Origin of the sequence: uncultured Roseibium sp. (genome assembly GCF_947494555.1) — a bacterium.
In the GTDB taxonomy this organism is placed as follows: domain Bacteria; phylum Pseudomonadota; class Alphaproteobacteria; order Rhizobiales; family Stappiaceae; genus Roseibium.
Genome location: NZ_CANLVF010000002.1, coordinates 335,337 through 349,987, shown reverse-complemented (window position 1 = coordinate 349,987; position 14,651 = coordinate 335,337). Strand labels below are relative to the sequence as shown.

Sequence of the window (14,651 nt, the reverse complement as noted above, 5' to 3'; positions counted from 1 at the left end):
TTAAGTTTAGCAGGAACAAGAGCGCGCAAGCGTCCTCAAAGATAAGGGAGCAGTGCCTTAATGTCGTGGTATAGCAAGGTTGCATGGACCGAAGGCCTGTTTCTAAGGCCGCATCATCTGCAGCAGAGCGACCGTTATTCGGAACATCTGCTCGATGAACGCGTCAGGCTTGCCTCTCCCTATCCCTGGGGGTTCTCGGAAATCGAAATCGATCAGGATGTCGGCCAGCAGTGCCGCTTTGCCCTGAGATATGGGCGCGGGATTTTTCCCGACGGCACGGTGTTCAATTTTCCAGCCGACGGCACACCACCACCGGCAATCGACGTTCCTGAGGACTCTGCCGGACAGATCGTCTGGCTTGGTATTCCCGAAACGACCGTAAACGCCGTCGAAGTCGCAGATGGCCGCGAGGATGCCGCGACGCGATACGTTCAGGGCAGGGAGACCATTATCGATTCCACGTCCGCGATCCGGCAGGAAGAAGAGATCGATGTAGCCCATCCAAGATTGGTCTATTCGATAAGGTCGACGCCGCATCCCGGGCATGTCTGTCTGCCTGTTGCACGTATTACCGAAATCAAGGACCGCATTGTCATCACCGACAGCACGTTTGCACCACCTGTACTGGCGTGTCACGTGCATCCGGTCGTGACCGGGTGGATCGACTCCGTCATTGGATGGGTTGAAAGAAAACTGAGTGAACTGGCCCGTTATGCTGCCGATACATCAGCCGGCGGCGGATTGCAGAACTTCGACTATCTGACACTGCAAATGCTCAACAGGCTTCATCCGCAGCTCATGCATTTGCGCAAATCGGCGTATGTCCATCCGGAACGCGTCTATTCTGAATTTTTGCAGTTGGCCGGTGAACTCGCGACATTTGCGACCGAAGAACGCCGTGCCCGGAACTATCCAGTTTACGACCACGACCGTCTGCATGACATATTCAAACCGGTCTTGTCGGACATACAGGCCTTCCTGTCCGCCGGCTATGACCGCAGGGCGATCCGTCTTCCTTTGGAGCAACTCGCGCCAAACGCGTTCAAGTCGACAATTGTCGACCGGAACCTGTTCTCCCAGGCAAGTTTCGTCATCGAAGTCGCAGCACGTCGTCCATTGACGGAGATCCAGAACGAATTCCCGCGCCTCTTCAAGGTCGGCCCGTTCGGGCAGATGCGCCAGATCGTCTATTCAAATCTGCCGGGTATCCCGCTGATCCACATGCCCGTTCCGCCTGCGCAAATCCGTGCGCTAACCGACCGGGTTTATTTCAGGCTCGACAAGACGACGCCTCTCTGGCGCGAATTCAGTCAGGATTCAGCGATCGGGCTGCAGTTCTCCGGTAACTGGCCCGATCTGCAGCTTGAATTTTATGCCATTCGGGAGGGACGATGATGTCGGACAGCGACGATCCCTTTGGCGTTTCCAAACGCAAGGGAAAAACGATCGTCCGACCAAATCCGGGAGGACGGTGGAGCGAAACTTCTCAGCCTGGAGCGCCACAAGCGCCTCAGCAACCATCCGCGCCGCCACAGGCCCCGTCCGCTCCGCAGGCGCCGCAGCAACCGGCGCGCGCCCCCGATCCCTGGCAGGGTGGCCGCGGCTCTGGCCCCGATCCCTATGCTCCGACCCCGGCCGGATATGAATATGGACAGCAAAAGGCGCCGGACATCAGGACACCGCCTCCTGAGCAGCCATCGGCGCCGCCACCCCCACCTCAGCCTCATGGTGCTGCGCCAGGAGCGCAGGCGGCAGGACAGTTGGCGCAAACGCCCGACATAAATCAGATCCGTGTTGCAAACAGAAATCCGGTTTCGCGTGCTGCTGCGCCATTGCTGCTCCTTCTTGGCCGCCTGCATCTGACCATGACGGATGCGCAGTTCGATGCATTGATGCGTGACGTTTATAACGCCATCAAGTCCTTCGAAAAGGACCTGCGAAGCGCCGGAATTACCGACGACCAGATTCAGTCGGCTGCCTATGCACTGTGTGCGACCTCGGACGACATCGTACAGAACCTTCCCTCGGCAGGCCGGCATCAATGGACGCAGTACTCGATGTTGACCCAGTTCTTCGGTCAGGCAACCGGCGGTGTGGAATTTTTCCAGGTATTGGAAAAGGCGAAGCAGGACCCGGGCCGCAATTACGGCGTCCTTGAGGTTATGCATGCCTGTCTTTCACTTGGATTTTACGGAAAATACCGGGCGATCCAGGGCGGACAGCAAGGGCTTGAGCGTGAGCGAAGGGACCTCCATGAGATCCTGAGGCGGGTCCGGCCACGTCCGGGTGACGATTTGTCTCCGCATTGGCGCGGCCTTGAGCTCCTGCAGCGACGGACGGGGTTTTCAATTCCGATCTGGTCAGTCGCAGCCGTTGCGGGCGCGCTTCTGCTCGGTGGCTATGTCACTTTGATGCTTCTGCTTGCCAGTGGCAGTGAGGTTATCGCGAGCCGCGCCGGTGCGCTTTACCCGACAGGTCCGGTCGAGCTCGCGCGCGAGGGCTATCAGCCGAAACCGCCACCAGCACCCGAACCGCCCGCAGATGCCGCGATTGACACGCTTTCTGAGCAATTGGCCGGCATTGACGGCCTGGAGATCGAACAGGCTGGTCCGGCGATCATGCTGCGGATGCGTGCCCAGTTTGATGTCGCGGCGGCGACATTGCGGCCGGAGTTCCAGTTGCTTGTGGAACAGGTCAGCCAGACGCTCGACCAGGTGGACGGGGAAATACTGGTTGTCGGTCACACCGATAGCGACCCGATACGGAACAATCCGCGGTTTCCGACCAACTGGCATTTGTCCGTTGAACGGGCGCAGTCGGTGGCTGCAGTGATGCAGGCCATTTTGAAAAAGTCCGACAGGGTCCAGGTGGAAGGGCGAGGTGCGGAAGAGCCGATCGCTCCCAACACCAGTCGTGAAGGCAAAGCGCTCAATCGCCGGGTGGAGGTGTTTTTAAAGCCTCCATCAAAGGGACTGGTGATCGACAATTGAACGTCAACTCCGGGGCAAAGTTAAAGACAAGGCATAATCGATGAAATTCTGGCTCGGAATAACGGCAATCCTGATCGGCATAATTGCGCTGATCGCCTTGATCTGGTTCGGCGGACCATTTCTTGCCATAGCCGGTGTGCGCCCCTTTGAGCCGCTTTGGGTCAGGCTGCTTCTGGTTGCGCTCATCTTGCTGACGATCGGCGGATGGACAACTTACAGGATTTATAAGCGCATCGCTGCCAATCGGGCTCTTGAGCAGGAAATCCTTCAGCCCAAGGCGAGCGAAGAGGACCTGCAGATCCTGTCGGAACGCATGAAGGATGCGTTGAAGACGCTCAAGACCGCCAGTGGCAACACACGTACCTATCTCTACGATCTGCCCTGGTACCTGATGATCGGTCCCCCTGGTGCCGGCAAGACCACTGCACTGATCCATTCAGGACTGAAATTCGCCAACAAGCGCGGGAAGGGCGAAGCGCAGAAGATCGAAGGCCTTGGAGGGACGCGTTACTGCGACTGGTGGTTTGCTGAAAATGCGGTGCTGATCGATACAGCCGGCCGCTACACCACGCAGGATTCGGATGAGGAACACGATCGCGAAGCCTGGCTTGGATTTTTGAACATCCTGCGCAAGGCAAGACCTCGCCAGCCGGTCAACGGTGTCATGGTCTCCATAAGCCTGGAAGACCTGATGACGCTCTCCGATGAAGAGCTGAAGGAGCACACCGATGCCATTCGGGCTCGTCTGATAGAACTCTACAAGACCCTCAAGATCGATTTTCCCGTCTACGTCATTTTCACCAAGGCGGACACGGTCGCGGGCTTCATGGAGTTTTTCGGCTCTTATCCTGAAAGCCGGCGCAATCTGGTTTGGGGTGCAACCTTCCAGACACGCGAGAAGAACAAGAATATGGTCGCCGAAACGCCGGCCGAATTTGACCTTCTGATTGAACGTCTCAACGAAGAGCTGGCAGACAGGCTACAGGAGGAACCCGATCCGCGCGCACGTTTGATGCTGTACGGTTTCCCCACTCAGATTGCAGCGCTCAAGGACAGGGTAACCGGCTTCCTGAACACCATATTCGAGCCAAGCCGGTATTACCCCAATGCCGTCCTGCGCGGATTTTATTTTACCTCCGGTACACAGACCGGAACAGCGATTGACCGCGTCATCGGTTCCATGAGCCAGGCCTTTGGCACTTCCTACCAGGCAGCGGCATTGTCCGGGCAAGGAAAGAGCTATTTTCTGAAAGACCTGCTCAACAAGGTGATTATTGGCGAGGCAGGCTGGGTGACGCACAACCGGCAGGCGGTCCGAATGGCCACGGCCGCCCGGATCGCGGCCTATACCGCCATTGTGCTCGTAACGCTCGGGTTCGGAAGTCTTTGGACGATTAGTTACCTGAACAACCGGGCGCTGATTGATGAAACAGCAAAAGCTGTGGCGGCGGTCCGTGCCGAAGGCGAGGGCGTCCTTGAACAACGCGTGGTCCGCGACGACAGTTTGCGCGACTCTGCCTATCTCCTGTCTTTGTTGCGTAGCCTGCCTGCCGGTTATGACAGCCGTAACAATCCGACACCGTTCATGGAAAAATTCGGATTGAGCCAGCGCGAGCGGCTCGAGGCTGCGGGCATAACCTCCTATAGAAGCGGGCTTGAACGACTGCTTAGGCCCCGGCTTTTGTTGCGTATTGAAGAACAGATGACCGACGTCCTCGATAACCGCACGGGTCCGGGTGGTCAGGACATCGATACGCTCTACAATCTGACCAAGCTCTACCGCATGGTTGCGGGCGACGCCCCCGAGATCGACAAGGATCAGATCAAGAACTCCTTCAGGGCGGATTTCCTGCAGAGTTTCCCGGGACGCCAGGGAGAAGTTCTTCGCAACGAACTCAACTCCCACATTGCCGCGATGCTGGATCTCGATTTTGGCGGCAACGTTCTCACCGCCCAGCTCGACGGTGTGCTTGTTGCCGAAGTCCAAAGGGAACTTGCGCGTGTCAGCCTGGCGGAACGCGGATATGCGTTGCTGAAATCCCGCTCGAAGGGTTTGACGAGCGAAGACTGGGTTGCAGAACAGCGCGGCGGTCCGGATATGGAAACCGTTTTCGAAACCGAGAACGGCGACACTCTGGACACCGTCGTCGTCGACCGTTTCTATACCTATCCCGGCTTCCATCTTTCCGTGTTGCCGAACCTGGCGGGCATACGCGAGGAGTTGGAGCGGGACAAATGGGTATTCGGCGATATCAGCGAGGCGGATGCGTTTTCCGATCAGTATCAATCGCTGCCATCTGAAATCCTTTCGCTTTACACGAAAGACTATATTGAAGCCTGGGAAGAAGCGCTTGGCAATCTGAAATTCAAGTCCATGCGCAACGACAAGCCGCTTTATACGACGTTGCAGGCTGTCTCCGCCCCGACGTCACCGGTCGTTCAGCTGCTTGAAAGCATCCGAAGCGAAACCCTTTTGACCCAGGACCTGTCGCAGGAAGGTATTGCCGGTGCAGTCGGCGGTGGAAATGCGCAGGATGCCGGTTCGGAAGCAGCCCAGAAGGTTTTCCAGTACTACGTTCTGGACAGGGCTGGCGGTCTGAAGCGTATCGGCCTGGAAGCCGGCATCAAGGCCCTTGCACCGGGCGGCGTATCGAGTGCCCTGGACGCGGCCACAGGGAATGATGGTCCGGCCATCATCCCGGGGAAAGCGATCGAGGATCACTTCCGCCCCTATCACGTGCTCGTTGAAGGAGAAAACAGCCGCAAGATCGACGCCTTGCTGCTGAATTTCAAAAACATCCTCGACAACCTTCTCGTCGTAGCCAACAACCCGCTTCAGAGCGAGACGGCCAATTCGAACGTGCAGATCCAGGCGTCTCTGCTTCGAAGCAATGCCACTCGTTTCCCACAGCCGTTCGACAAGCTCATTCTGCAATCCGCCAAGGAGTTCGACGAGGAATTCAAGGAGACTTCGATCACGCAGCTGAACGAGAAGCTCAAGTCCCAGGTCGTGGAGGCATGCCAGCGCATCGTGTCGCGGAACTATCCGTTCACAAACGGCCGCTCAGAAGTTCCGATGACCGAGTTCGCCAAGCTTTTCTCGCCGAACGGTATCATGCAGCAATTCTTCGATCAGAACCTGAAAGCCCTTGTGGACACGTCCTCGCGGCCCTGGAACTGGAAACCGGAGGTGTCGCAGGCCGACAGACTTTCAAACGCCACACTGCGCCAGTTTGAAAGAGCCGACCTTATAAAACAGGCGTTTTTCCCGACCGGGAACGCATTTCCGTCCGTTGGACTGCAGGTCGTGCCGCGTGCATTGTCCCAGCAGGCTGACGCGGCCAGCCTGGAGGTCAACGGCAATCTGGTTCTGGTCACGCGTGGACCGGGTTTCAATGCCGATATCGAGCCGCTGCCCGCCAGCTTCGACTGGCCAAGCAACACGGCGACGCCTCGCGTGGTCCTGGTAATCCAGCCGGAAGTTCCAGGTTACAGGTCGCGTCAGGAAATCCACGGCGATTGGGCTTTCTACAGGTTCGTCAGAGCCAACAGGGTCAGCTCCGGACAGAACAAATTCGTTGTCAGGAAAACGCTCGGCGGACGCCAGGTTGCGTTCACGGTGACACTGCGGACCAAGCCCAACCCGTTCTTCCTGTCCGCCGTCGGCGACTTCAAATGCCCGACAAGTTTTTGAACGGAGCGTCATGACGAACACAACCGGATATTTCGGAAAGCTCCCGGACCGTGCCGATTTTGTAATCGGCCGTTGTCCCGACGGCTTCTCGAGGGTCTGGGAACCTTTTCTGATGCGAGGCCTTTCGCAATCCCGAGAGGACCTGGGGTCAAACTGGGAAGAAGCCTATATGACCATGCCGGTCTGGCGGTTCCTGATGAGACCGGGGACGGATGAAGCCGGCATCGCTCAAACCATCTGCGGTGCGTTCATGCCGAGCGTTGACAAGGTTGGCCGGAAGTTTCCGCTGACGATTGCAAGTTCCGCAAGCGGTTTGAACGAAACCGGAATGCCAGAAGAGGCCTGGTATGATGAGACCGAGGCCATTCTCTTGAGCGCACTTGACGAAGAGGCCGATCTTGAGGGATTTCAAACCGCGGTTTCCGCATTGGGCGAGCCGCTGATCGAACAGGACACAGCACTTCCGGCTGATGGACTTGTCCTCGAACCTGGCGAGGGCACCGCCGGAAAAATCGACACGGCCTTCTGGTGCCGTGCGGGGCAGGGGGCATATGTGTTCCGGTGTGGCGGTTTGCCGGAGCAAGGATCATTTCAATGGTTGATCCTGCCCGAAGCATTTGAAGCAGCAGATTTAAGTTCCGAAGCGGCAGGGCAAGAACATGGGCGATACCATCCGGAGGATCATCGAACATGATGCAGCCAGAGAACATAGAAATGCGCGGATTTTCGATTGGCCTGACACATGTTGGTTGTGTTCGAGAAGAAAATCAGGACGCCTTTTATTGCGATGAAAAAAAAGGCGTTTTCGCCGTTATGGATGGTGCCGGCGGCTTGAACGGGGGCGCGATGGCCTCAAACCTTGTCAAGGAGGCGCTCACCACGATCAGGGTGCCCCTCAGCGCAGTCGATCTTCTGGATCAGTTCGAGGGCCGCGTCATTGATGCCAAGGAACAGATTGAGCAGGCCTCTGCCAAGGCAAATGGCGCAGCTATGGGAACCACCATCGCCGCACTTTTGACCCACGGTGTAAATTTTGCTTGCCTTTGGGCCGGCGACAGCCGTGTCTACCGGTTGAGAAGCGGCCAGATGGAACAATTGACCACCGATCACACCGAGGCCCAGGAACTCGTCGACCAGCAGGTCCTGACGGAAGAAGAGGCCAGAAACTTTTCCCGGCGGCATGTGATTACGAGGGCGATCGGCTCCGGCGTCGATTTGGAACTCGAATTGGTCTCCGGCAACTTGCGACAAGGGGATCGCTTTTTGCTTTGTTCCGATGGCTTGACCGGGCATCTTGATGACACGGTGATATCAAATTTTCTTCTGGACGGGGCACAGAAGTCGGCTGCTCAGGGATTGTTGAATGGGGCATTGGAGCAGGGTGGGGCCGACAATGTAACGGTTGTCGTCGTGGATATTGATCAGGTTGTTTAGGGTGAAGGAGATGCCCGCTTATGAATTCGGATGACCATCTTCTTCCGATAGGAACGCGGCTCAACAATCTTTACGAAATTGAAGAGCACATCGCCGATGGCGGCATCGGGATTGTTTATCGTGCGCGGGATATCGAAAGCGGCGACCCGGTCGCGATCAAGGTTCTGCTTGCAACTTTCGCAAAGGATCCGATGATCCTTGATCTGTTCAAGCGGGAAGCCAAGATCCTCCGAAAACTCAAGCATGATGCACTGACCCAGTATTACGTGTTCACCAAGGAACCGACTCTGGGAGTATATTACCTTGCGATGGAGTTCGTGGCCGGTCCCTCATTGAAGTCGAGGCTCGAAGCCGGAGCTTTGGAGCCGGAGGCGGTCTACAGACTTCTTGTCAGGGTGGCCTCGGCGCTGCAGGCGGTTCATGACCGCGAAGTCATTCACCGTGACCTGTCCCCCGATAACATCATCCTGCAAAACGGAGACGTCGGTCAGGCGAAGATCATCGACTTCGGTATATCGCGGGCCAACACAGGCGGCCCGACAATCATCGGCGATGGTTTTGCCGGTAAAATAAACTATGTCTCGCCGGAGCAGGTCGGCCTGTTTGACGGAAAGGTTACCGCAAGAAGCGACATCTATTCCCTGGGACTGGTGATCACCGAAGCGCTGACCGGCAAGCAGACAGATATGGGCGGTACCCAGGTCGAGATGATCGAGAAGCGCCGGATCGTCCCCTCGCTCGATGGGGTCGATAACCGCTTTCGCCCCCTTCTGGAATCGATGCTTCAACCCGATCCCGCAAACAGACCGTCTTCGATGGGCGAAATTGCGGAATGGACGCTTGGCGCGCCGATGTACCGGCCGGTCGCTGAAAAAACGGTTATCAGGCCGTCTGCTCCACCGCCGGAGCAGTCCGCGCTCGACCAGCCGCCGCAACCTGTCCGGTGGGGGCGCAGGGTTCTTGTGGCGTTGTCGCTTCTTGGATTTGCGGGCCTCGGGGCAGCAGGCGTCTATTTCCTTGTCGGCCAGACGGTTCCGAATGTCGACCAGAAGCCGGTCCTGGTTGCGCAACCGCGGGAAAATGCTCCCAAGACACCTGTTCAGAACACCAGCCAGGGTGGTGGAACAACAACCCAGATCGACAACAATGAAACTGGCGGCGGGCAATCTCCAAGGCCTGTTGAGCCGAACGGATCGGATGATCAGACATCCAACCTAACGCAAGGTGGCGGAAACGATACCCTTCCTTTGCCGCCAGACGATTCTGGTGACGGTTCGACAACCAGCCCCATAGAACAGGCAACGCTGAAACCCGAAGATCGTGTCCGGAGCTTCATAAGCAACTACAAGGCAGGGGAGTGCATGTATCTGCAGCCCGTTCAGGTTGCCGCGAATTCCGCGGAAATCGAAGGTTTCGCCTCCCGCACACCGCCCTTTATTGCATTTGACAGCGATTTCACCCGCCAACAGGGTTTTGAGGCGAAGATCCAGGCAAACCTGGTCTCGGATTCTCAGTGTCCTGCGGTCGCCTTCCTGCGTGCGACACCGCAGGGTAATGAAAAGACCGAATTGCGGCTGGACATGCAAAGAACGGTGGTTCCAAACGGCGAAAACATGGCGGGCCGAATTTCCGGCTTCGATCCGTCAACCGGCGAACTCGGACTGTTGTTCGTGTCAAGCAACGGTAAGGTCATCAATCTCTCACCGTATCTGCAAGCGGATGACGGCGGTGCCGGTTTCGTGGTTCCGCTGAACCTGAAAACGCTTTCCGAAGAAACCGGATTGATCATTTCCATGGTTGGGACAAATCTCGTCTCGAATCTTGCTGTTCGGCGGGAAACGCAAGCTGACAAATATTTTGACGCATTGATGCAGGACCTCCCGATCTTGCGGGCAACGGCAACCACGGTCAAAGTGGTGCCCTGAGATGCCCTGAAGCATCGCGTCAAATCGGGAATGGACTGGCAACGGGAATGAAGCGCTACACGAAACCGATTCATGTGCCGAAGCCGCTTACAGAGCGCAAGGCAGACAGTTCCTTGGCGCTGATCAATGTCGTTTTCCTGTTGTTGCTGTTCCTGCTTGTCTCGGGAACGTTGCGTCCGCCTTTGCCTGAGGAATTCGAGTGGGCTGAAACAATAGAAAAGTCTGGCGAAGGCGACATTCAAAACAGCCTGGTTATCAGCAAGGAAGGCACTGTCTGGTTTGAAGGCGCAGAACTGGATGACCAGGCGTTGAACGAACTGCTGACACGCCTGGGCAATCAAACGGACAAACTGTCCATACAGGTGGATCGGCGTGCAAAAATGGCTGCCGTGGCGGCAAATGCCGAACGCTTTCGTACCGCCGGGATCAGGCAGCTCAGCTTCATCACAATTGAAACGGAATAGCCGTGACAGTGGCGATCTACAACAGAGATGACAAGGCACGTATTCCGGCCGCCGTCTGGACTGCCGGTCTCGGTATGTCCGTCGCTGCTCATATTGCAATTCTGATCTATGGATTGCCGGCCTTCACATGGAAGGTTGAGCCTCAGGCCCCCCCGGCCGAAACCAAGATCATAATAGAGAGCGAAGACCTGATATTTGAACCTGCTGAGCAGGTGGAGTCCGTCGTTGTCCAAACCGCGGCAACGAACGCAGCTCCGGTTCAACCGGTTCCGGAGGTTGCTTCCTCCGTTGCGCCCGCCGATGTCGAAAGCCGACCGGACACAAGCGAAGCCATTCAGCCGCAAGTCGTGGAAACAGAGAACATCAATTCCGTTACGCCGGATTTACAATCCACCACTCAGGCGGAGCCGGTAAATCTCGCAGCGGCAGAACAGGCCACTTCGAATACGCCACAACCCGTTGCTCAAACGGATGCCGAAACCATTGTTTCCACTCCTGTGGAAACCGTGATCGAGCCCGTACCCGAGACGATTGAAAATGCTGTATCTGCTCCAGTCGTCGCGTCGGCACCGCAAACCACAGTCGTTGTAAGTGAGGTGACATCGCCCATTGTCATCGAGGCAATTCCCGACAGCGTGCCGGAGGTTGTGACTTCTCCCAGTCCAACCAATCCATTACCGCAGATTTCATCGTCGAGCGACGTGGTTCCAGCTCAGGCTGCCGAAAGCGTCGTTCAGACGCGACCGCAATCATCCGTAGCGCCCGTTCAGGTGAGTCCATCCACGGTGACCACAACCGTGGTGGCCTCGCAAACCGTTTCGGCAAACACGAGCTCGGCAGCGGTTCCATCTGCGAGCCAGCCGACGGCAGCGGCCCCTGTCGTATCTTCAGTTGAAACGGTTGCGCCGGTGGTTTCTTCGTCGAGTACGGCAGCTCCCGTCACCGTTTCAAGCAACACACCACCAAGCCAGGTCGGCACCGTGGCTGCGGTTGAACCGGTTACCAGCGCGGTTCAGGTTGAGGCTGGAACCGTTCAGCCTGTCAAACCGGTGGAAGACGTCATAGCCTCCCTCGCTCCTTCGGAAATCAACCCACCGGCGTTGGGACCGAATGATCCGGAGACCTCAAGTGTTCCTGCCGCCCCGACGTCATCCGATCCCGCACCAAGCGTTCTCCCTGACGAAGTTGCCACCATCGATCCCTTGGCAAATGTCACCGCCTATGTCGCCGGTTATGATGCCGGTGAATGTGTCCATCTTTCGGTAATGTCTGCAGGAACCGAGACTGCGCAGGTGACCGCATTCGGGGCCGTGATCGATCCGTTTTTCAAATTCGACCAGCGCTTTGCCGCGGATCAGGGCTATGAGGCAGATATCGAAGTTCGGTTGGTCACCGGACGCCAGTGCGCAGTCCTTGATGCTCTGAGTGTGTCAAAGGGCGTCGAAGCCCCCGGGCTTGTTGAGCTTGACCGGACAGTGGTGACAAGCGGTGCGCGGGTTTCGGGCGTGATCCAGCGTGACTTGCCACTCGGGCGTATTGCGCAGGCTGAACAGGCCGGACTTCGTTTGAACGGCAAGGGACCGCCGGAGCTGTACCTTATTGATGATGCGGGGCAGATCCATGACGGTCGCGGATTTGTCCGCGTCCAAAACAGTACAACGACGGTAGGGGGGTGGAGTTTCTCGATCCCGGTTACACTGGTCACCGGCGGACAGACCGAAACAGCGCTTTTGCTGGCGGTCTGGAACCGGCCAAAAGACACGCAACCGCCCAGGTTTGGCACACTCTCTGCCGAACGGATCGCAAGTGTGCTCGCCGAACCCGGCGTTTTTTCGCTTTCGGCGTTTAAGGTTTCACGTTGATGGCTGTGGTGTTGCGGCGCCGGCGGTGAAAATGCCCGTCAGCAGGATTTCCAATGCCGCGCGCTCCTTCTCGAGCCTTGTTTCGAACCAGGTTACTGCAACGGAGACCGGGATGGCGACGGCAAGTCCGCATGCCGTTGTTAAAAGCGCAACCCAGATGCCGCCGGCGAGTGCTCCGGGATTTGCTGACGCTCCGGATTCCTGCAGCGTTTGAAACGTTTCGATCATTCCAAGAACGGTGCCGAAAAGACCGAGCAACGGGGCGATCTGAGTCACGAGATCGAGCGCCTTGAGCCAACTCGCGAGCCCGAAGAGACGGTCGGCTGCACGTGCTGAAATTTCCTCCCGAAGCCTTTCTTCGCGAATGTCCCGTTCCTGGGAACTGAGCGGCTGATTGTCCAGCATCTGGATCGCGTCCATCGCGCTGCGCACCAACCCGGCGGACAGGGAACGGTCTTTCAAAAGCACTTGCGCTGCCTTTGCGCGATCGCCCGTTCGCCACATCGTCACCGCCTGGCGCACAAGGACGTGACGGCCAACCCGCGCGCTGGAGAACTGGAATGCTTTTGCGAGAATGACCGCAAGCGCCAGGACAGAAATACCAAGAAGGACGAGGACTACGGGTCCGCCGAGTTCAAGCCACGAAGAAGACGACTCTACCATTCAGATGCATGTCCCTGCAGCGTGTTGTGCGACGTCAGTCGCCGAACTGGATGGCTGTGCGGTTTTGCAGATCCAGAAGGTCCGGACAGTAGACGTCGGTAACGCTCGCCGGGACGCAATTGAGCACATCGTTGATATGCAGTCTGGAGAGGCTGTCGCATGCTTTGCCCGCAAGGTCGAATTGAAGGACCTTTGTTTTGCCGGCCGAAATGCGCGAAAAATCGAGCCTCAGAAACTGATCGACAAGACCCTCGGTATTGAATGCAACGATTTCCAGTCCAAGCTGGTTTATCGGACGCTCCAGGCCATTTGTTGCGATGATCGAAAGCCGGCAGCCACCATCCTGCGTTGCCTGGACGTGATTCAGCTCAAGACTGATCTTTCCGTTGGGCTGCTGCGCAAGGGAAGATGCGCTCGCAACGGCGCAGAAATATCCGAATAGAAACAGCTTCGTGAAAAATCGCATTTAGATCCCCCAAAACATGTCCGGCTGCATAGCAAGCCGCATAAACCTTTGGTCCATCAGACACAAAAATCAGTCATATGACAACAAGACTGTCCAGTCTTCGGCGCCGTCGGTCTCAATTTTGAAAAAATCTGCTTCGATCAGTCCCCGCTGCCAGCACTGGTCACCGTCGAACAGAACAAACTTCTCCTGGCGAATGCAAAGGGTAACGTCGCCGCCGAGACGGCTTTCGCCAAAACCATCCGAGACGTGGAGATAGTAGTTGTTTGCCTTGAGAGGCTCCTGAAGGACCTGGCTACAGGCATTTGCAGTGATCGTCCACCAGCCTTCCGTTCTGAGGCCATCTTCGGTGTCGTATCCGATGGCGACATTCACAAGGTCCACCGAGCCGTTGCAGACGCGAAGACCGGCACTGGCAGCGTTTGGGAATGTCAGGCCCAGGAAGAGCGTCAGCGACAACAGGCCGGGCTTTCCAAGAAAACGGCCAACACCTCGCTTCGGAAACAAAATGCCGGTGGCTTCATTCATGCGTGTGCACTCGATAATCTGTTCTGTTCCAACGCTAAGCAAGTGAGGCCTTACCGTCAATTTGCCTTTTGCCATTGTGATTTATCAAGAACTGCGGGAGTGTATTGAAACGTTCAAGCAGCTTACGACGCAGGCAAACAACCGCGAATGCTCTCCATTCACACACCGGTGGGAAAAAAACGGCGGATACCGCTCACACCTCTGATCGACGTGATTTTCATACTCGTCATGTTTTTTCTGTTGTCGTCGACTTTCGGCATTTGGCGTCCGCTCGATGTCTCTTTGGGGGGCGAGGAGGTTGTCGCAAGTGAAGAAAGCACCCAGCCTGCGCCAACCTTGGCTGTCCTTGTCATTTTGAAGCCGGGTCCGGATCCGGACAACCCTGTGTTGATCGTCAATGGGCTACGTGTACCGGTTGAAAGCCTGGCGCAGGAACTTGATCGTCTGGCAGGTGTGGGGGCAACAAGCGCCGTCCTGATCCCGGATGCGAATTCGGATTTCCAGCAAGTTGTTCGCGTGCTTGACGAGGCGAAAACATCCAGGATTGGACGTGTGAGTCTCAAGTTGAACTGACCTTTGGGACCAACGGCACAATGACCTTGAAAAACAACTGAGCTTAAAAAAA

12 protein-coding genes are annotated in these 14,651 nt (G+C 56.8%); 9 read left to right on the top strand and 3 right to left on the bottom strand.

The window, feature by feature from the left end; all coding sequences use genetic code 11:
* Positions 1 to 60: 60 nt before the first annotated feature.
* From tssK to Q0915_RS10165, 8 genes are read left to right on the top strand one after another with little or no spacing between them, the layout of a single operon-like run.
* Entirely contained in the window at positions 61 to 1,395 is a 1,335-nt protein-coding gene (gene tssK, locus Q0915_RS10200; RefSeq protein ID WP_299470983.1) for a type VI secretion system baseplate subunit TssK, read from the top strand.
* A complete protein-coding gene (gene icmH, locus Q0915_RS10195) occupies positions 1,395 to 2,990 on the top strand; it encodes a type IVB secretion system protein IcmH/DotU (protein ID WP_299470981.1) in 1,596 nt (531 codons plus the stop codon). Before tssK ends, icmH begins: the two co-directional genes overlap by 1 nt.
* 40 nt (positions 2,991 to 3,030) lie before the next feature.
* Positions 3,031 to 6,684: a type VI secretion system membrane subunit TssM gene (tssM, locus tag Q0915_RS10190; RefSeq protein ID WP_299470979.1), complete on the top strand. Its 3,654-nt coding sequence runs from the start codon at positions 3,031 to 3,033 to the stop codon at positions 6,682 to 6,684.
* Between the two features lie 10 nt (positions 6,685 to 6,694).
* On the top strand, positions 6,695 to 7,378 hold the full coding sequence (gene tagF, locus Q0915_RS10185) for a type VI secretion system-associated protein TagF (RefSeq protein ID WP_299470977.1): 684 nt from the start codon (positions 6,695 to 6,697) through the stop codon (positions 7,376 to 7,378).
* Positions 7,375 to 8,118, top strand: a complete 744-nt coding sequence (locus Q0915_RS10180; RefSeq protein WP_299470975.1) for a protein phosphatase 2C domain-containing protein — start codon at positions 7,375 to 7,377, stop codon at positions 8,116 to 8,118. Before tagF ends, Q0915_RS10180 begins: the two co-directional genes overlap by 4 nt.
* A 20-nt stretch (positions 8,119 to 8,138) precedes the next feature.
* Entirely contained in the window at positions 8,139 to 10,043 is a 1,905-nt protein-coding gene (locus Q0915_RS10175) for a serine/threonine-protein kinase (RefSeq protein WP_299470973.1), read from the top strand.
* 47 nt (positions 10,044 to 10,090) lie between these two features.
* Entirely contained in the window at positions 10,091 to 10,507 is a 417-nt protein-coding gene (locus Q0915_RS10170) for a biopolymer transporter ExbD (RefSeq protein ID WP_299470971.1), read from the top strand.
* A 2-nt stretch (positions 10,508 to 10,509) separates the two neighbouring features.
* Complete coding sequence (locus Q0915_RS10165) at positions 10,510 to 12,369, top strand: hypothetical protein (RefSeq protein ID WP_299470969.1); 1,860 nt, start codon at positions 10,510 to 10,512, stop codon at positions 12,367 to 12,369.
* On the opposite strand, the gene Q0915_RS10160 is transcribed toward Q0915_RS10165, so the two are convergent.
* The 3 genes from Q0915_RS10160 to Q0915_RS10150 form a co-directional block, all read right to left on the bottom strand.
* Complete coding sequence (locus Q0915_RS10160) at positions 12,361 to 13,032, bottom strand: MotA/TolQ/ExbB proton channel family protein (protein WP_299470967.1); 672 nt, start codon at positions 13,030 to 13,032, stop codon at positions 12,361 to 12,363. The genes Q0915_RS10165 and Q0915_RS10160 overlap by 9 nt on opposite strands.
* A gap of 34 nt (positions 13,033 to 13,066) precedes the next feature.
* Complete coding sequence (locus tag Q0915_RS10155) at positions 13,067 to 13,498, bottom strand: hypothetical protein (RefSeq protein WP_299470965.1); 432 nt, start codon at positions 13,496 to 13,498, stop codon at positions 13,067 to 13,069.
* 69 nt (positions 13,499 to 13,567) lie between these two features.
* Complete coding sequence (locus Q0915_RS10150) at positions 13,568 to 14,026, bottom strand: DUF1036 domain-containing protein (protein WP_299470963.1); 459 nt, start codon at positions 14,024 to 14,026, stop codon at positions 13,568 to 13,570.
* A gap of 147 nt (positions 14,027 to 14,173) precedes the next feature.
* Here Q0915_RS10150 and Q0915_RS10145 point away from each other — a divergent pair, with 147 nt between their 5' ends.
* Positions 14,174 to 14,599 (top strand): biopolymer transporter ExbD, encoded by a 426-nt coding sequence (locus Q0915_RS10145; protein WP_299470961.1) that lies wholly within the window; start codon positions 14,174 to 14,176, stop codon positions 14,597 to 14,599.
* Positions 14,600 to 14,651: the final 52 nt, after the last annotated feature.